The organism is Mesorhizobium sp. ISC15 (assembly GCF_037162615.1).
GTDB lineage: Bacteria > Pseudomonadota > Alphaproteobacteria > Rhizobiales > Rhizobiaceae > Mesorhizobium > Mesorhizobium mediterraneum.
On the sequence record NZ_JAVSPX010000003.1, the window covers coordinates 46018 to 63896 of the forward strand.

At 60.8% G+C, this 17879-nt stretch carries 10 protein-coding genes and 1 pseudogene; 2 read left to right on the forward strand and 9 right to left on the reverse strand.

What is annotated here, in order from left to right:
• Positions 1 to 101: 101 nt before the first annotated feature.
• On the forward strand, positions 102 to 4316 hold the full coding sequence (locus tag RPG13_RS34205) for an NACHT domain-containing protein (RefSeq protein ID WP_337127212.1): 4215 nt from the start codon (positions 102 to 104) through the stop codon (positions 4314 to 4316).
• A 55-nt stretch (positions 4317 to 4371) separates the two neighbouring features.
• On the opposite strand, the gene RPG13_RS34210 is transcribed toward RPG13_RS34205, so the two are convergent.
• The 4 genes from RPG13_RS34210 to RPG13_RS34225 all read right to left on the reverse strand — a co-directional run bounded on the left by RPG13_RS34210 (position 4372) and on the right by RPG13_RS34225 (position 10869).
• Positions 4372 to 5694 carry a hypothetical protein gene (locus RPG13_RS34210; protein WP_337127213.1) on the reverse strand — a complete coding sequence of 441 codons (1323 nt, stop codon included), beginning with the start codon at positions 5692 to 5694 and terminating at the stop codon, positions 4372 to 4374.
• A gap of 344 nt (positions 5695 to 6038) precedes the next feature.
• On the reverse strand, positions 6039 to 6620 hold the full coding sequence (locus tag RPG13_RS34215; RefSeq protein ID WP_128170861.1) for a recombinase family protein: 582 nt from the start codon (positions 6618 to 6620) through the stop codon (positions 6039 to 6041).
• A 394-nt stretch (positions 6621 to 7014) separates the two neighbouring features.
• Complete coding sequence (locus RPG13_RS34220; protein WP_287255842.1) at positions 7015 to 8748, reverse strand: adenylate/guanylate cyclase domain-containing protein; 1734 nt, start codon at positions 8746 to 8748, stop codon at positions 7015 to 7017.
• Positions 8749 to 9099: 351 nt separating this feature from the next.
• Positions 9100 to 10869 (reverse strand): adenylate/guanylate cyclase domain-containing protein, encoded by a 1770-nt coding sequence (locus RPG13_RS34225; protein ID WP_337127214.1) that lies wholly within the window; start codon positions 10867 to 10869, stop codon positions 9100 to 9102.
• 627 nt (positions 10870 to 11496) lie between these two features.
• Here RPG13_RS34225 and RPG13_RS34230 point away from each other — a divergent pair.
• Positions 11497 to 11906 (forward strand): annotated as a pseudogene (locus tag RPG13_RS34230) (IS66 family transposase); the annotation flags it as partial.
• Between the two features lie 391 nt (positions 11907 to 12297).
• Here RPG13_RS34230 and RPG13_RS34235 read toward each other — a convergent pair.
• The 5 genes from RPG13_RS34235 to RPG13_RS34255 all read right to left on the reverse strand — a co-directional run bounded on the left by RPG13_RS34235 (position 12298) and on the right by RPG13_RS34255 (position 17472).
• Entirely contained in the window at positions 12298 to 13497 is a 1200-nt protein-coding gene (locus RPG13_RS34235) for an IS91 family transposase (protein ID WP_337126796.1), read from the reverse strand.
• A gap of 10 nt (positions 13498 to 13507) precedes the next feature.
• Positions 13508 to 14389 (reverse strand): tyrosine-type recombinase/integrase, encoded by an 882-nt coding sequence (locus RPG13_RS34240; protein WP_337126795.1) that lies wholly within the window; start codon positions 14387 to 14389, stop codon positions 13508 to 13510.
• 286 nt (positions 14390 to 14675) lie between these two features.
• A complete protein-coding gene (locus RPG13_RS34245) occupies positions 14676 to 15677 on the reverse strand; it encodes a tyrosine-type recombinase/integrase (RefSeq protein ID WP_337127215.1) in 1002 nt (333 codons plus the stop codon).
• Positions 15674 to 16597: a tyrosine-type recombinase/integrase gene (locus RPG13_RS34250; protein WP_337127216.1), complete on the reverse strand. Its 924-nt coding sequence runs from the start codon at positions 16595 to 16597 to the stop codon at positions 15674 to 15676. Before RPG13_RS34250 ends, RPG13_RS34245 begins: the two co-directional genes overlap by 4 nt.
• Positions 16594 to 17472: a site-specific integrase gene (locus tag RPG13_RS34255; protein ID WP_337127217.1), complete on the reverse strand. Its 879-nt coding sequence runs from the start codon at positions 17470 to 17472 to the stop codon at positions 16594 to 16596. The genes RPG13_RS34250 and RPG13_RS34255 overlap by 4 nt, the downstream gene beginning before the upstream one ends.
• Between the last annotated feature and the right edge of the window lie 407 nt (positions 17473 to 17879).

The following is a 17879-nucleotide window of genomic DNA, read 5'->3' on the forward strand; positions in this document are numbered from 1 at the left end:
CGCAAGCCACCATACGCGTATTACGCGAGCAGGTCGGGTATCGGTGCTCGAACCCGGCGTGCAGGCGACTAACAATTGGTGCAGCCGCTGGTAGCGATGGTGTGATCAATGTCGGCCAGGCTGCGCACATCACGGCTGCGTCGCCGGGTGGAGCCCGATTCGACCCCACGCTCGCGCCCACGCAGCGTGCCTCGGCCGACAACGGTATTTGGCTCTGCCAGAATTGTGGGAAGCTTATCGATTCCGACGACGAGCATTTCACTGTGGAGACCCTGCGAGGGTGGAAGCGCCAAGCAAGGGAGCTGGCTTTCGTCGAGGTGTCGACAGGCAAACTGCAATTGCCTGCCGACGTGCCCAATGCTCGGGCTGACGCTATCTGGGATGCCGCTGAGGCCGACATCGAGAAGTTCAAAGGTCAACCGAGTTACCCCAGCCACCCAATCAATCTGAGCCTGTCTATTAAGGGGAAGGAACGCAGCGAGCTTGTTTCCGCCGCGGGACTCGCCGCTGCGCTCACGATACAGCCGGAGATGTCGATCGCGTCTGAGCCGGGCACCGGCAAGTCAACAACACTCGTTCAAATTGCCAACGCGTTGATAGCAAGCCGCGCCCGCGTGCCCTTGCTTATTCCCCTTAAGGATTGGGCGATCGACCGGTCAAAAGACTTCCTGTCAGTGGTCGCCGACCGCGATAGCTTTCGGGTCGTGACGGTCGAATGGCTGAAGGAGCTCGCATCGAAGGGGCAGCTCGCGATCCTTCTGGATGGGTGGAACGAGCTGAGGGATGAAGCGCGGGACAGCGCGCTCGGTCAGCTCAATCGGCTCCGTCGTGAATACCGGAATTTGCGGCTGGTCGGCACGACCCGACAGGAGGCGACAGACGCGCCCTTCGGCGGCCCCCGCGTGGAGCTGCGGCCGCTTTCTGATGCTGAGCAACTTGAGCTCGTCCGGGCAATTGTTGGGCCGGACGGAACAGATCTCATGGAACGTGCATGGCGAACGCATGGTCTGCGCGACCTGGTCGGCATACCGTTCTATCTGACCGCCCTCGCTGAAGAGTCCACATCGGGCAAGCTTCCCGAGACGAAGTACGATGTCATTAGATCGTTCGTTGCACGAAGTGAGAAGCCACACGTGCAGACGTTGCGGAAAGAAGTCGAAGGACTTCATACGCGCATCCTCGTGGCCCTCGCCACGGCGTTGAACCGCGAACGCACGACCGGTTTCTCGGAAGAGAAAACACGGGCCGTCGTCAGCGCCGAGATGGCCGTTCTCAAGGCCGAGGGGCAAATCGGCGACCCACTCAAACTGGTGAACGTCATCGACACCCTGGTGGCGCACCATCTTCTGGTGCGCTCGGGCAGCACGGTTTCGTTCCAACACCAGCAATTTCAGGAATGGTACGCCTCTCACCACGTGGCGGACCTGATGATCGCTGCCGAAGCCGACACCGCGGCTGCGGCCAAATTGGCGGCGGAGGTAATGAACTTGCGCGAGTGGGATGAAACGCTGCTGTTCGCGGTGGAGCGCCTTTCGCGCGGTACGGTCGCCGAGCAAAAGGCGATTGCAGGTGCCATCCGAGCCGCACTGGGTATCGACCCTGTTGTCGCTGCGGAGATGATTTACCGAGCATCAGAAGCGGTCTGGAAGATGATTGCCGATGAGGTACAGGCATTTGCAATGCGTTGGCACAAGCCGGAGGCGGTCGATCGCGCGGTCCGCTTCATGGTGTCGACGGGTCGGCCGGAATTTGCGGACGCGACCTGGCCGCTCGTCGGCGACCCGAACAGTCAAATTCACCTGCGCGCAATGCGCGCCGCCAGCCGGTTCCGGCCCGGTGTGCTTGGGCCCAAGGCACGAGAAAAGCTCGCGGCTCTTCCCGATGACGTACGCTCTCACGCCCTCTGCGGGTTGGCCAGCGACGGCGACTTCGATGCGATGACGCTCGCCGCCGAGATGGCCCGGCGCGAACCCGACCCTAGGATCCGGGCCGAGGTGGTGAGCTACCTTCTTTTCCGGCGTTGCACCACGCTTGCGGGAGTGGCGCTGAAAGATGCTCCAAAGGAGGTCTGGGACGTCATCGCAAACCGCGGGTTCGATGAAGAGTTCGATGATGCGGCCATGCGCAAGCGAGTAGCAGAAGCGCGCCGGGAGCTTGCCAAGAACGAAACATCACCGCTTGAACGGCTCGCACTGATTGGCCGTCCGGGCGTTGATGAGCTCAGCACGGCGGAAACGGCCAAGCTGATTGCGACGGCCGATTTCGGGTCAACCGATCATCGAAGTGCGGCCATCCTTCAGGAGGTTGTGAAACGTGACCCGAAGGCGGCGGCGGAAGGGATGCTTGCCCGCATTGCTGCCGGGAAAAAACTGCCGTTTGGTGGTGAAGAGCTGCTCGCGCCTGTGGATGTGGTCGATGACGGGCCGGTCGTGCGGCGCGCACTCGATGCGGCGCCGGTGAAGCAGCAGCGGAATGATGCAGTGCTCGTGATCGGACCCCATGCCGTTGGCGAGCTGATCGACCGTTTCCTCAAACTCCGGCCGATCGTTGAGGACCGCACGAACCGTGCGCCACAGACAAAGATCGACGAATACTACGCGCTCAAAGGTTCCATTCAGATGTCGCGCGCGGCTTCCTTCGGCCAAGCCATTCTTCGGCACGCAGACGAGGCCAACATTGACACCTCCGTCGCTCTCGCTGATCTTATTTCCGGTCATGGCCATGATCGCCGGGGTGCCCAAGACGACTTCCCGCCGAAGGTGGCGAAGACGATTGCAGCAATGGCCATCCGCTGGGCAGAAGCATTTGTGAAATCGGAGACGGTCCGGCCCCATCAATATTACCCCATGATCGGTGCGTTGCAGCGGGTTTCCGACCAAGCCTCATTCGACGTATTGGCAGCGCTACTCGCCAAAGACCTGGAGCGCTTTCGCATGGCTCGGGAACGGTACCTTGCGACGCGCTCGGATGAGTTCAAGCAATCAGCGCAAACGGGGCCGCACACACCGCAGTTTCAAAGCGCCTTCACCGCACTCGGGGGTCAGCGCGTTGTCGATCTGATGGTCGGCTATTTGCTCGACACCCAGTTCGGATTAAACGCGGCGCACGTCATAAAAGCAATCGAGATGGATTCGCCAAGGAAGGAAGGTTTCTCGCCGCTGAACTGGCCCGATTTCTCGAACATGGCCGAACGTCGGGCGACCTTCGCCGGAGCAAAAGCCGAGGATTGTTCACCCGGCGCTGTTGCGATTTTCAGGGCGGCGGAAAGCTTGATCGGCGAAGAGGCAACGCCGCAGCAGCAGCGGCAGGCGCTGGCGCTGGCGGGCGTTGCTTTCATGATGGCTTCATGTGGCGGTCACGACGACCTAGCTCGCCGAATGTTGGCGCTGCCACTGCCGGCAGAGGACAAGCTCCCTTTCCTGACCGTACTGGCTGCGGCTGGCTTTGCCGTTCCTTCCGCGCTTGTCCTCGAGGGAGTCCGAGACTGGCTTGAACGCGCTAAGAAGGACTGGCAGCTTGAGAACCAGCACCGGTACGGTTTGCAGGAATGGCTTCGCCTTCTCCCGATGTCGGATCGAGTTGGTGCGGTGCTCGAAGCTCACGATCTGCTGCCGGCGAACTATCGCCCAAACGACCTGGAGCAATTGCTGATCGCCCTCGGCCACAGCCCCGCTCCCGAGGCGCTCGATGTGATGTTGGAGCTAGCTCGCCGCGATCCGATACTTTTGGATCGTCACGATTGGCTCCGTGCGTTCCTTCAGCATCGCACCCCGGCAATGGTGCTGGCGTTAGTGGACTTCGCGATTGACAACGGCGCGAAGGTCAAAGGCGCCGATCTCTGGTATGCATCAAAAGAGCTGGGACCACTGATTGCGGGCGACGCTGCGCTGCGTACGGAGTTGCTGCGGCGGTACGAAAGTGTCGCGAGCGGACCCGCGCTTACCCTGATGGAGCAATTGTTTTCGGAAGCCGCTGATGCGGAAATAGTGCTCGCTATGGTCCGCCGACGGGCGGGAACCGGTGTCGATGGCGCGTTGCGGCAGGCCATTGAGGGCGCGGTGACTGAACGGCGCTATGGCGACGAGAGCGGCATATCCTATGAGGTGCAGCCGATTAACGCGCACGGGTTGCGGCAGGCACTGTTTTTTGAAGTACGTGACGGTGGAGAGCACGCAGCGTTGGCGACCGCCGTCCTCACGGTGATTGACAAGCTGCGCGATGATTATGGTGCACCCGAAGGGGAACCACGGCACCCCGACATATCATCCGGCGTCCCATGGCCAACCGAGGCTGGCGTTCTTCGCGGCAACGCCTAATCAGGAGCACCACCGACGGAGAGGGTGCCACAGCCCGACCCATGATCGCCACCAGCTACTCTTGCTCCGTGGGCTCTAGTGCCCGTGGGAAACCATGTAGGTTCAAAGGACGCGGATAGCCCGAAAGGTCGTAAACCTGCTCGAAGAACGGAAGCAGCGCCCCTTCGATCGCGCCCTCGGTTGGCTCATTGATGACCGTCGAGTATTCGACAGTATTGCCGTGCACGGGACCGAGAACGTCGTTACTTACACCATAGTGCACACCCGCCAGGCCGGTGACGCCGAGCACGACTTTCCACGGGCCGTTAAGCGACAGATCCCGCGACATTAACCTGAGAGCCTCCTTGAGACAACGATAGTATGCCTGCTCGAAGGGAAAGAGTGGAAGCAGCGGGATCGGAACATGAGCAGGCTGGATGCCGCGTTCGGTACGAATGAGATTGCTCCCAATCGCCCACAGCTCACCATTACGAAACAGCTGCGTTGACGCGGCGATCCGGCCAACGCCGCGCGGCGGATTGTTGCCAGGCTCAAGCTTGATGACACCGTATTGATTGAGGCGCTGGAATGCGCCGCTCGACGCTCTCGTCAAGAGGGGCGCATGAGTTGCGGCAGCATTCAACGTCGCAACTGGCAGCGGGACAGCAAGCCGGTCGACTGGAATTAGACGCAGATAGCAGAGCTTATCCGCGGCAAATTGGAAGTTGATCTCATCGTCGTCGGGCTCGCCAATTTTGGCGAGCGTCTCGTTTGGGGCAAAGTAGACTGCTGGGAGGTAGGTCGACGGCGACTCCAGGGTGCGTGGGGTCGGGGCCGCTGGCAACCCATCAAGGTAGGGACGCAGGGCGGCAGAAAATGCACCTCTTAGCGCCGCCTTCGCCGCCTCGATTGTAGGCTTATCCGCGTCAGGGGCGAGATTAAAGAAGATTGGTCCGGCCTTGTGCTTCAGGTCGAATGGTAGGTCGTCGCGAACGCCATAGTGCTCGTTGCAGACCATGATGAGTTTTTGGTCCGTGAGCGCGTGGAGCGCATAGCCCAACTCGATTGCGACATTCGGATTCATAAGCTTCTTTGGGGGAGCGATCTGTTGACCTGTGCTATCGACCTTTGCTGGTGCCTCGCCGACAGGCGTCACATCGGCGACAACAACACCGGCGGCCTCGATCTTGCGAAAGATTGTTAAGGCGAGGTCCGGACTTCCCGGAACGCCTTGACGATCGGAGTCGAGATGCAGAGCCTCCCGCAGCTCTTGGCGGTCGGCGTCTTCCACGTCTGGCGCGACTTGCAACTGCTCGATGGCGGCGAGGATCGCGTCGCGAATGAGGAAGCGACCGATCTTACCGGGCGTATCCGATTGCCAAGACCAAAATACCTTCATGCTGACAGCGCCGAGTCCAACTAGTGCGGGCGGCCGAACTTGGAGCGGCGAGGAATTACACCCAACGGATTCTTCGCCGCTCCAGAGTGACCGACCATTCTTATAGGTGAAACAGGAATTTGCTGCCAAGTAGTGCCCTACAGGGCGAAATACTCGTCTTTTCAGTATGTGCGCTTCTGGCAACCAAGCTGTCATTCAAGAAGCTCTTGTTTAATGGCAGCTTCCGGCCCGGAACGGACATCGAGCAACGAAATTCTTCTTCAATCGCCCGGCTTCAACAGTCGGTCAGAACGTGTGCTGTTTCCTAGCCGTTGAGATCCGATCCCTCGCGTCTCCACCCCCGTTCACTTCGCTAGTTCCTTCGATCGGGCCCGCGCCTGAGGGAAGTACTGGTAGAAGGTGACGCGGCTCACTCCTAGGCGGCGGGCGATATCAGCTACCGAGATATCTCCGGCCGCGAGCATGGCTTTTGCAGCTCTCATATCATCTTCAGTGAGCTTGGGTTTTCGTCCACCTTTGCGACCGCGGGCGAGAGCCGCCTTCAGCCCTTCCATGGTCCGCTCACGATTCAGGTCCAGGAAATATTCCGCCATAGCACCGTGCATCTGTAGAGCGAACCGGCCGTGTGCGGTCTCGCTGTCGAAGTGCTCGGTCAGGCTTTGAAACTTGATGCCGTCCTGGCGGAGCTTGTCAATTGTTCGCATCATTTCGACAAGGGAGCGACCGAGCCGGTCGAGCTTCCACACCACCAGCACGTCCTGCGGCCGGAGATAGGCGAGGGCGGCCTCGAATTCCGGACGCTTGCTTCCCGCTTTACCGGACTTCTTCTCCTCAAAGATTTTCTCACATCCGGCGCGCGTCAGCGCGTCTCGTTGCATGTCGAGGTTCTGGTCTGCGGTTGAGACGCGGGCATATCCAATTAGCATGTAAGGATAGTGCAAACACCGCGTTTTCCTGTCAATAGATTTCCTAACATATTTTCCTTACGCGATTACCGCTGTTCGTCGCCTCAATGAAGGCGATTCTCAGCGGTGTAAGGAAAACGGTTGATTTGCAGACACAATGCCGTGCAGACCGCGATCGAACTTATAGCCTCCACTGCATCAGCGCGGGCTTTTGCCTGTCAGGGAGGCCACAGTCGAAGGTCGTGGAAGGGTGGAGGTTTTGCCGTTTGATCGGCTGCCGGGAAGGAGCAAGGAGCGCCATTTCGCGACATTCATGGCCCTTCTCCAAACCTGCCCTTCGCGCAATGGCTTAAGCCGACCCCAAGACGCCGCTTGGCAGCTGGATCGGGAACAGCTGCTTCGGTCGGAATGACAGTCATTCCGGCAGTCCAGCCTTGCGTAACCCGTCGCGCAGATGCTCGGCATCGGTCGCGAATTTGTACTTCGGTATCTCGGTGTTTATGCGGAACGTCGGTTTGAGGCGCAACACCTCGGCGGCCACGGCTCTCGCCTCAACCAAGCGCCCGAGTTGGGCGAGGCAAGCTGCCTCGCGGGCCAAGTGCCAAGGCCTTTTGCGCTGACTGTAGGTGCGACTGGCCATCAGGCATTCTTCATAGCGCCTTAGCGCATAAAGACTGTAGACGCGAATTCCCCAGTACCAGTCCGGGTGAGAGGGGTTAAAACGCATAGCCTGGTGCAGCAACACCAACGCCTCTTCGGCGCGGCCTGAGACACCTAGAATGCCCGCAAGATGCGCAATTCCGTTGGCGTCGTTGGGATTGAGCGCGACGCCGCGTTCCATCGAAGCAATCGCTAGGTCGAACTCATCCCGGAAGCGATAGATCTGTCCGAGCAAGACGTGACAGCGGCTTTCGCGACGATCGAGCCGAACAGCGAGGAGCGCTCTCTCGAGAGCAGCCTGCTTGATCTCCTCGGGCGCATTGGAATAGCCATTCTCAACCACTAGGGACAGTGCGAGATAGGCGTGGGCCAGTGCATATTCGGGATCCAGCGCAATCGCCTGCTCGAAGGACTCGCGGGCGCGCCGGTTGTCATCGGGTTCGTATCCGCGCAGATGCTGGACGCCGCGCAGGAAACAGTCATAGGCTGGCAGATTACCTTGCCGCTTGCTCGAAGCGACCTTGATTTCGGCGTCTTCGAGCCGGGCTGTCACCGTCGCGACGATGGTCTGCGTGATCTCATCCTGAACCGCGAACAGTTCCTCGATGTTGCGATCGTAGCGCTCCCCCCACAGGTGATTGCCAGAACAGGCGTCGATTAGCTGCGCGGTCAGCCGCAGTCGCGGGCCAAGCTTGCGTACGCTACCTTCAATGACATAACTCACGCCGAGCTCGCGACCAACGCGACGCACATCGACGGATTGGTCGCGATATTGGAAAGACGAGTTGCGCGCGATCACCAAAAGGGAGCGAAAGCGCGACAACTCGGTAATGATGTCCTCGGTGACACCATCGGAAAAATACTGCTGATCAGGATCGCCCGACATGTTGGCGAACGGAAGAACGGCGATTGCGGGCTTGGTCGTGGCTGAAATGTGCACCGCCTTTGCGACGGCTAGTGTACCGCTGACCGAATAAACTCGAACCGGCTCGGCAATATTCTTTACCCGCTGCTCACCCAAGAACTCGAGCTCGGTATTCAGCTTGTTCCTGACCTGATCATAGGCGGTACCCGATATGAGAATGCCACCCGGCTCGGCGAGGCTTTGAAGGCGGCTGGCGATGTTGACCCCGTCGCCGTGGCGATCCTTCCCCTCAACGATGACGTCACCGAGATGGACGCCAATGCGGAGGACGATACGCTCGTCTTGCATCACGCCTGCGTTTCGCTTCGCCATTTCTTGCTGGACCGTGACTGCGCATTCGACCGCGTCGACGACGCTCGCAAATTCCGCCAGGAGCCCGTCGCCCATGAGTTTGAACACGCGGCCATGGCGCTTCTTGATTTCCGGCTCGAAGAGTTCGGTGCGGTGGGACTTGAGCCGCACAAAGGTGCCTTCCTCGTCGCGTTCCATAAGCGCCGAGTAGCCGACCACATCAGCGGCCAAAATCGCTACAAGCTTCCGGTCCATGACGATGCCGATCGCCACTGAGCGCGTCCAAATCTAGAGCGCGAGGACAACTATGATCCCCGCTGTTCGCATAAGCAACACAGCAGAACCGAACTGCTGTCAGTGTTGACGTTCGCAACGGGCCGCTCCCGCCGAAGCTCGAAAGTCCGCCTGGAGAAGCAACGGCAATGTCCGGAAACCAGTGCGCTAGTGCCATTGATTTATCTGCTGGCAATGACGCATTTCATGCCGAGTCGCCCTTCAACGCTCACTTCGGGCTCTATGTGGTTCGGGTTATTGAACCAGCGGGACGCGCCCGCACCGGTCATTGCTCATCCTTGAGCGAATGGCTGCAGAAGGTGCAAGACTGGACACTCGCCCGGCCTGTAATTACACCAGGCCGGCCTTGCGAAGCCCGTCCACGACTAGCTCGAAATCGTCGGGGTTCTTGTAGGGCAACACTTTTCGGCGGTGTTCAAGAGAATAATCAGGGTTGACGCGGAATACTTCCTGCCACTCATGTCGGGCTTCTTCGCAGCGCCCCAGATGGCCGTAGCTCGCCGCCAGGAGCACGCGTGAGACGTCGGTGTCAGGGTTACGAACAAGTCGCCGCTTAAGGATCCCGATTGCCTCTTCGTACCTGCCCAATTGGAACGTCGCTTGTGCCTGGAAGTGGAGGAATATGTCCGGATAATACGGGTTCAAGGCCATTCCCCGTTCGAAGCACGCGAGTGCCTCCTCAGGCCTGCCGGAATAGTAGAGCGAAGTGCCGAGACTTTCGTGCCCTTCGGCAAGGTTTGGAGCGAGGGAGATTGTGCGTTCAGACTCGCGGATGGCCACGTCGTGCCGTCGCAAATACAGATTGATGATGGCTAGCGCCCAATGCGCCCAAGGATATCGATCGTCGAGCTCTACTGCCCGTGTCGCAAACGCTTCCGCTTGTTCCAATGATGCCGACGACGACGGGCTCCACTGGTTTGCGTAGTCCAGCACGTTTGCGACGGCGAGGAACGCGTAGGCGGGAGCGAACTTCGGGTCCAGTTCGATGGCGCGTTGCAACAGTTCCCGACTCTGGATGTTTTGCGCTCTCGTGAACCGCCACAGCTGCTCTCGACCACGCAGAAAGCAGTCATACGCTTCCAGGTTGTCGGTTTGCTCGGTCGCGAGCCGCTGCTGGTCGCCCTCCGTCAGATTGAGCGCGAGCGCGCCGACAATTTGCTGTGTCACGTCGTCCTGCACGGCGAAGATGTCGGTCAGGTCGCGATCGAAACGCTCCGCCCACAGATGTCCGCCCGTGGTCGCGTCGATAAGCTGTGCGGTGATCCGTACCCTGCTGCCGGATTTGCGGACGCTGCCCTCCAGCACGTAGCGCACGCCGAGGTTCCGGCCCACCTCCTGAACGTTCACGTTCCTGCCCTTGAAGGTGAAGGACGAATTGCGAGCGATCACGAACAGCTGCGACAGCTTTGAGAGAGCCGTGATGATGTCTTCGGAGATTCCGTCGGCGAAATACTCCTGCTCGACATCACCGCTCATGTTGGCGAAGGGCAGCACGGCGATCGACAGCTTCGGCGGTGGTACCGTCGCCAGCCGACTTGTCGCGGATTCGGAGGTCGCGGTTGCCTTTGCCTCGGCGGTGCCGACACGCAGCGAATAAACCCGGATCGGCTCGGCAATGTTTTTGAGCTGCGTGTTGCCGAGATCGCTGACTGAGAGGTCAAGCCGCGCCTTGACCTGGCGATAGGCATCCTCGGATAGGCAGATGGCGCCGGGTGCCGCGACACCCTCCAAACGCGAGGCGATGTTGACGCCGTCGCCCATTAGATCACCGTCGCTTTCCACGACTACGTCGCCGAGATGAATTCCGATCCGGAACTCGATGCGACGGTCCTGCGGCACGCCGGCATTGCGCTCGACCATGCCGTTCTGCACTTCGAGGGCGCAGCGCACGGCGTCTACCACACTGCGGAACTCCACCAGCGCCCCGTCCCCTGTGCGCTTGATCACGCGTCCGTTGTGCACGGCGATGGTCGGATCGATCAGGTCACTGCGCAGTGCCCGCAACCTGGCCAAAGTACGATCTTCGTCAGCGCTCGCCATCCGGATGTACCCGACCACGTCCGCGGCCAGGATCGCGGCTAGCTTGCGATTCTCGCTCACAGGGCCATCTCCTCGTCTCCACAATAACAGGAAGACACAGGGAAGAGGAAATTTTTGGTGTCCCGTTCAGAGCTACTTTGGGTGAGATCAAGGCTCGCCATTTGTTCGCCGGCAATCGTGAATGCTCACAATGTCGAGCACCGATCGGGAGGAGCGTTTGCCCGCAACCCCGGTGCCAATGAACGCAGCCGACGTCCTGCCTGGGCAATGACTGCCCTGGCAACTTTCGGACATTCCACACCGTGACGCCGAAAGTCAGCTCGGGGTCACGAGTTCTGGTTGGGCCCAATGTCCGGTTTTTGGAAGGAAAATTGGTCCCGGAAGGTCAGGATTGGGTCATGCGCGCTGGTTGGGCCCGAATGTCCGGTTTCTGAAAGTAAAATCGGTTCCGGAAGGTCCGGTCAGGGTCACCGGCGTGAATTCGGCCGGGGCGAACGAGCTTCCGCTTAGGGTCGACACCGGTCGCTCGGCCTTGATCGCTTTAACGACCGCCGTGCCCGACAAACCTAACATAGTTTCCGAACACAATTTCGTAGACACAATGACGTGCAGGCCGCGACCGAACTTATAGCCTCCACTGCATAAGCGCGGGCTTTTTGCTTATCAGGGAGGCCACAGTCGAAGGTCGTGGAGGGGTGGGATTCGGAAGTCCGCTGGGAAGGTGCCTATGCCCGCGTTTCGAAAGGCGACGAGCAGTCGAATGCGGCACAGGCTCGTGCGCTCAACGCCGTAGGGTGCAAGCGACTATTCGAAGAGGCTGCCAGTGGGGGCCGATGGGAGCGGCCCAGGCTCCAGGAAATGATCGGCCAACTCCGCGACGGCGATGTGACCGAGCGGGCCAAATTGTCCCGAAGCTCTCCGGTCGCCGAGCCTATAGACTACATGCTGACGCGCTGGGACGCGTTCACAATCTTTCTCGGCGACGGCCGGATCTGCCTGACCAACAACGCCGCCGAACGGGCGCTAAAGCTTGGTTGTTTGCTGGCTCCGATCGCGGCGCTGATCGGGCCGCCTTCATGGCGACACTGATCAACACCTGCTTATGCCGCGCGCGGCATAAGGCAGAGCGTTTTTAGCTTGGCGTCGCGGAGAAAGGCGGTGGCTAGAGCGCGCTGAGATGGATCGCGACGGTGAGCTAAAAACGTGTTGGACTAAGCCGCCGGCACGGGTGGCCGCTATGGGCGTTCAATCAGGCCGTGGCCATGAACAGGCATGGCGTGGGCGCGGATGCGGTCGTGGACGCAGCGACTGCAGGGGTCGCGTGCGCCGAAAGCGGCACAGATATAGGTTCGGCAAAGTGAGGACCGGCGTCGCGCCTTGCCCGGCAAAGGCAGCCGGGGGTGACGGCGCGCAGCTTCGCGGGACCGACTCGGTTTTCCGGCCGAACGGCTCGTGCGATGCGGTGACTGCGAAAGCGGAGCGGTTCTTTCATGAGGTATCCCAGTATGGCGGGGGTCCAGTGGCGCCGTCGAAGATATCGACGATGATCATCTGGCCTTGACGACAGGCGGGGCATTGCCTGAGGGAATGACCGGTGAGATCCTCATAGCGGTCGCGGTAATCCCTTTCGGATGAGCCATCCGACGGCTCTGGAACCGGCATGCCGAGCAGGTCGCGGCAGTGGGCGAGCTTTTGCGCGCGGTAGCGATTGCCGAGAAAGCCGTAGTAGCGGATGCGATGAAAGCCCTCGGGCAGGACGTGCAACAAGAAGCGGCGAATGAACTCGTCGGCCGCGACGGTCATGACCTTCTGCCGATTGCCGTGCCGGTAGTCCTTCCAGCGGAAACGAACGGCGTTGTCCTCGATGTCGATGAGGCGGTTGTTGGAGATGGCGACGCGGTGCGTATAGCGCCCGACATAGTCGAGCACCTGGGCAGGTCCGGCGAAGGGCGGTTTGGCAAAGACGACCCACTCAGCCTTTCGTAGCGGCGCCAAATAGCGCCGGAAGGCGTCGCGCTCGCTCAGGTGCTGCAGGCCAGAGAAAAACTGCAACTGGCCGGCGTCGAAGGCTTTCTCCAGGTGCTCCAGAAACAATCGTCGGAACAGGCGTGAGAGCACCCGGACCGGCAAGAAGAAGCCGGGCTTGCAGGCGATCCACCGACGACCGTCGGCAGACAGGCCGCCGCCGGCGACGACGCAGTGCAGATGCGGATGATGAAGCAGGTTCTGGCCCCAGCTGTGCAGCACGGCGAAGAAGCCGATCTCGGCGCCCAGGTGCTTGGGATCGGCGGCGATGGTGTGCAGGGTCTCGGCGGCGGCGCGGAAGAGCAGGCCGTAGACGAGCGCCTTGTTCTGATAGGCGATGGCGGCAATGTCGCCGGGCAGTGTGAAGACCACGTGAAAGTACTGTGTGTCGAGCAGCTCGGCGCGACGATCCTCGAGCCACTGCGCGCGGGCCAGCGATTGGCAGCGGGGGCAATGCCTGTCGCGGCAGCTGTTGAAGGCGATGCGCCGGTGGCCACAGTGATCGCACTGCTCGACATGCCCGCCGAGCGCGGCGGTCCGGCACAGTTCGATCGCCGTCATGACGCGGCGCTGGGCGATCGACAGCTGCGCGTCATGCTGCTCGCGATAGGCTTCGCCGTAGTAGCGGAAGATGTCCGCCACTTCCGGCCCCGAGCGGGCCATCGGCGCGAGCTCAGAAGTACTGCGGCTTGGCGGGCGGCGGCGGGGTGGGCGCCGGCCTTGGCAAGAGCTCGAAGGGGCTCGACGTGGCGCAGACCTTGTTGGTGGCGATCCGCAGGTAATGGGCGGTGGTCGCGAGGCTGCGGTGACCGAGCAGCAGTTGAATGGTGCGCACGTCGGCGCCGGCCTCCAGCAGATGGACGGCGAAGGCGTGGCGAAGCGAATGGGGCGTGACCGGCTTGGACAATCCGGAGCGGTCGCGCGCTTTCGCGCAGGCCTGTCCCACCGCATCCCTGGTGATCGGCTGGCCGGCACGATCGCCGGGGAAGAGCCACTCCTTTGGCCGCCGCACCTTCCAGTAGCTGCGCAGGATCTCCAAGAGCTTGGGCGACAGCATCACGTAGCGGTCCTTCTGGCCTTTGCCCTGTTCGATGCGGATGACCATTCTCTGGCTGTCGATGCCCGTGGGCTTCAGCTGCACCGCTTCCGAGATGCGCAAGCCGGCGGCATAGCAAGTGGTCAGGATGGCGTGGTGTTTGAGGTCGAGGACGCAGCCGAGGAACCGCTGAACTTCCTCGGCACTGAGGATGATCGGCAGCTTCTGCGGCTTCTTGGGAAGCGGCAGGACCTCTTCAGGCGCCCAATCCCTCTCGAGCGTCACACAGTAGAGAAAGCGCAGCGCCGCAATTGCTGTGTGGATCGAACCAGGCGACAGCTTCTTCTCGTTGGTCAGATAGACCTGATAGGTCCGAATATCCTCGCGCCCGAGCAAGTCCGGCGACTTGCCGAAGTGACGTGCAAACAGCGACACCTGCTGAAGATAGGAGAGTTGGGTGTTGAGCGTGAGGTTGCGCACCTCCATGTCCTCGCTCATGCGCTGGCGAAGTTGGGTCATGACAAGCTCCTTTGTCCGATGGAATAGGCTGCAAGCAGCCACTCCATGCTGACGCAGTCGGAGCTTGTTGTGGACACATGACCAGCGCGACAGGCGACGCGATCAGATCACGCTGTCGGCACTCACCCTCCTTGCCGCTCCGCATTCGCGGAGCGGGTTAGTCCAAGCATGTTTATGCCGATCGCCGAACTATGCCGAGCGCCTCTTCCGATCATGGCGGTATGAAGCGCTTTGCCCGCCATTTCGACCAAGAACCGGTCGTTGACACTCGGCATAGTTCTCATGCTCAAAGGGCGTTCAGGAACTCAAGAAGCCGGTCGTTTGGTCGAAATCGTTCGGCCTTTGCGCGTTCGTATGGCTTCAGCTTGGCAAGTGCGGATTCCTTCAGCTCAAGATGTGCGTGAAGATAGGTTAGCGTCGTTTCCATCGCCTCATGGCCCAGCCATAGGGCGATGACCGAACAATCGACGCCCGCCTGCAGCAGCTCCATGGCAGCGCTGTGCCTCAAAACATGGGGCGACACCCGCTTCGAGCGGAGGGTGACGCAGTGTTCGCGAGCCTTGGCGACATATTTGTTCAGCAGCGCCTGCACGCCGTCGGCGCTCAGCTTGCCGCCGTGCATGTTCGGAAAGAGAGCCGTTGCACCTCGCTTCCTGGGCTCGTTGAGCCAGCCCCGAAGGACTTGCTGTGCAACCTTGGTGAGCGGCGTACTTCGCTCCTTGCGGCCCTTGCCAACGCATCGCACGTGGGCACCGTGCTCAAGCATCACCGAGTCCCGGTCGAGATCGATGATCTCCGAGACCCGCAACCCCGTTTGTGCGGCCAGCAACAGCAGAGTGTGATCACGCCGTCCCAGCCATGTGCTGCGATCCGGACAGGCCAGGATCGCTTCAATCTCGGGCCTGGTGAGAAACTGAAGCTGTCGCTTGTCGCATCGCTTGCTCGGGAGCGCGAGCACGCGTTGAATCTGGGCGCTATGGGCCGGCTCCTCGAACGACGCATATCTGAAAAAAGACCGAATGGCCGTGAGGCGGAGGTTCCGGGTCCTCACTGAGGCGGATCGCAGTGTCTCGAGGTCATCCAGGAATGCGCCGATGAAAGGCGCGTCCAAATCCCGCAGTGTCAACTGCGACGGAGACCTGCCAAGGCGTGTCTGCGCGAATGCAAACAGGAGCCGGAAGGTGTCGCGATAGGAGGCGATGGTGTTGGAGCTTACGCCTCGATGTCGCATGAGCCGATCGGTGAACCACCGCTCGATCAGCACGGCCAGATCGTTCGAGGCACTCATGAGCGAACCTCCCACCGCTCATCCAGCAGTCGCGCGGCATGGGTCATTAGCTCCGGCGCGGCGGATAGATACCAGTAGGTGTCGCGAACATTGGCGTGGCCGAGAAAGGTCGAGAGGACCGGCAGTTCCCGCTCGACATCTTCGCCCGCACGATACCAGTTGATCAGGGCCTGGACGGCGAAACGGTGACGAAGATCGTGAATCCGCGGACCATGGCACTGCCCCCGCTGCCGCAGACCGATCTGTCGCGACAGCTGCCAGAACACCCGGTGCACGTATTGGTGCAGCAATCTGCCGCCCTGCTCGGCGACAAAGAAATAAGGGCTACGAGGCGCGACGAGATGCGCGTCGCGTCGCGCGGCATAGTCCGACAGCACGGCGACCGTCGTGGCATGGAGCGGGACCAGCCGCGACTTGCCGAACTTCGTCTCCCGAATGGTGAGGATACCTTGGTCGAGATCGACGTCGTCCCGGCGCAGGTCGAGCGCTTCGGAATGGCGGAGCCCGGCAACCGCTATCAATCCGAACAGACAATGATATGTCCAGCGACGCAGGGCGTTGGCCGGTGGCAGCGACACTGCCGCCGTCAAAAGCGCCGTGATCTCAGTATCGGTATAGATGTAGGGCTTTGCCCGCCGCGCCGGTGGCACAGCATCTTGAGGTGGCACTTCCGTCAGGGTGTCGAAATGAGCGAGGTGTTGAGCGAAGCAGCGTACATCGGTCAGGCGGATGGACCAGCTCGGTTGCCGGCCGATCAACGTCACCCACTCCATCGCCAGCGCCGTGGTGATGGTCTCGGCGCCGCGAGCCTCCATGAAGGTGACGAAATCTGACAACCTTCGAGCGGGGCCATGATACTTGTATCCCAATCCCTGGCGCATGCCCACATAGCGCTCGAGCGCTGTTCGAAGACGGCTCATTGGACACCTCCCGGCCAGGGCAGGCTCAGTTCGCGCAGCTTCTCGATGTCGAGCTTGGCATAGATCCTTGTGCTGTCGATGCTCCGGTGACGAAGCAACTGGCCGATCTCGGCAAAGCTGGCCCCCGACCGCAGCAGGTCGGTCGCAAGGCTGTGGCGGAAGAGGTGCGCGCCGTGGTGCGCATAGCCGTGAATACCCGCCCGCTCGAGGGCCTCCTTCGCGATCATGGTGATGGCGCAGCCTGAGGCAAAGCCGACGTGCGGAGCAAGCATTCGCAGAAACAACCGGCGACACGGTGAAGCCGGTCGCCCATGCCGGATGTAGGCGACGATAGCTGCACCGACGTCGTGGCGTAGCGGCATCATCGCTTGCCGCCGTCCCTTGCCATGGACGAGGACACTCCCCGACCGCCAATCGATATCGTCAAGACTGAGCGCGGCAACCTCGCTGGCGCGCAAGCCCAGCTTGGCCAGCGCCATCAAAACCGCATAGTCGCGAAGCCCCATTGCCGTGGTCCGATCGCAGGCATCGAGAACCACCTGAACCTTCTGTGGTGGCAGGAAGGTTGGTAGGCCAGCAAGCCGCCAGCGACGGATCGACGGCACACAATCGGCCAAGGCCACCGAAATGAAGCCCTTCAGATGCAAATAGCGCAGGAAGGCGCGCACCACCCCGCACATCGCCTTGCCGCTGTCGGCGGAGCCATCGAGAGCATGTCGCTCGACATAACCGATGACGATCTCCGGGGTGAGCGCTGCAAACCCATCTGCGCCAGCCGGACAGACCTCCTGCAGAAATCGGCGTGAGAGCAGCTTGTGGCTTTCCACCGTCGAGGCGGCGAGCCCTCTCTCATTCGTGAGGTAAGCCGCGAACACATCAACAATCTGCTCGTACTCCGTGCGCTCAATCGGAAGGGCGGTTGGTATCAAACCTTCTTGCCGTAACGAGGCAAGCAAGCGCCGAAGCGCCGATCGGTCGCCCGAATCGATGCTCCAGTGTTTGGAACGGTGCTCAAGAAACCGCTCAACATGAACTTCGCTTAAATCCTGGAGATCGTGCCCGTTGCCGACATGCCAGTCTCTCAGCTCACGAAATAGGCTTAGCGATCGCCAAGTGCATTGCCGACCGAAGCCTTCGTCCGACAATCTGCCTGCATAAACGCGTGCAAACTCGCCATATGGCCCGTGGATCAGCTTCCGATATAGTGTGCTGCGTTGCAGATAGTCACTTGCGTTCATGTGTCCTCTCCTTCGCGTCAATTGCGACGGAGAGAGCCTAAGCT

What these genes read in the sequence shown, in the direction of transcription:
- RPG13_RS34210 (WP_337127213.1), bottom strand. Translation starts at nt 5,694, where the DNA reads ATGAAGGTATTTTGGTCTTGGCAATCGGATACGCCCGGTAAGATCGGT.
- RPG13_RS34215 (WP_128170861.1), bottom strand. Translation starts at nt 6,620, where the DNA reads ATGCTAATTGGATATGCCCGCGTCTCAACCGCAGACCAGAACCTCGAC.
- RPG13_RS34235 (WP_337126796.1), bottom strand. Translation starts at nt 13,497, where the DNA reads ATGGCCCGCTCGGGGCCGGAAGTGGCGGACATCTTCCGCTACTACGGC.
- RPG13_RS34240 (WP_337126795.1), bottom strand. Translation starts at nt 14,389, where the DNA reads ATGACCCAACTTCGCCAGCGCATGAGCGAGGACATGGAGGTGCGCAAC.
- RPG13_RS34245 (WP_337127215.1), bottom strand. Translation starts at nt 15,677, where the DNA reads ATGAGTGCCTCGAACGATCTGGCCGTGCTGATCGAGCGGTGGTTCACC.
- RPG13_RS34250 (WP_337127216.1), bottom strand. Translation starts at nt 16,597, where the DNA reads ATGAGCCGTCTTCGAACAGCGCTCGAGCGCTATGTGGGCATGCGCCAG.